Source organism: Virgisporangium ochraceum, assembly GCF_016863655.1.
GTDB classification, from domain to species: Bacteria; Actinomycetota; Actinomycetes; order Mycobacteriales; family Micromonosporaceae; genus Virgisporangium; species Virgisporangium ochraceum.
In genome coordinates, this window is the sequence record NZ_BOPH01000192.1 from 1 (window position 1) to 815 (window position 815).

Annotated in this window: 1 protein-coding gene; it reads left to right on the forward strand. The window is 66.9% G+C overall.

Annotated features, from left to right (window positions below):
- The coding region (locus Voc01_RS52645; protein ID WP_239161125.1) for a glycoside hydrolase family 6 protein at positions 1 to 815 on the forward strand (815 nt) is incomplete at both ends.

Consider the following 815-nt stretch of genomic DNA (forward strand, 5'->3'; position numbering starts at 1 on the left):
TCGGCCGGCGCGCTGTCCGGCACGCTCTACCGCGACCCGGATTCCAATGTCGTCAAGTGGGTTGCCGCCAATGGTGGTGACTCGCGTGCGGCGGTGATCCGGACGAACATCGCCAGTCAGCCGCAGGCGCGGTGGTTCGCCAACTTCAACATCTCCACGGCGCAGCAGGAGGCGGCGGCCTACGTCGGTGCGGCGAACGCGGCCGGTCAGGTGCCGGTGATGTCGGTGTACCAGATCACCAACCGTGACTGTGGTGGTGCCAGTGCCGGTGGCGCGCCGGATCTCAACCAGTACCGGACGTGGGTGTCGAACTTCGCCCGTGGTCTGGGCAACCGGTTGGTGGTCATCGTGTTGGAGACCGACTCGATCGCGTTGCTGACGTGTCTGGACCAGCAGGCGCTGGCCGCGCGCAACGCGGCGTTGACGTATGCGACGCAGACGTTCAAGGCGGCCAACCCGAACGCGAAGGTGTACCTCGACGGTGGTCACTCGACGTGGAACTCGGCGTCGGAGCAGGCCAACCGGCTGCGGGCGGCCGGCGTGCAGTACGCCGACGGGTTCTACACCAACGTGTCGAACTACAACCCGACCGGTAACGAGGCCAACTACGGTCGGCAGATCATCTCCGCGCTCAACGGGGCCGGGGTGACCGGTAAGCGGCAGCTCATCGACACCAGCCGCAACGGTGGTGCCGCGGGTGACTGGTGCGGTGACGACAACACCGACCGGCGTATCGGCCGTTACCCGACGCTGAACACCGGCGACAGCAACATCGACGGCTACCTGTGGATCAAGCCCCCGGGCGAGGCCGACGG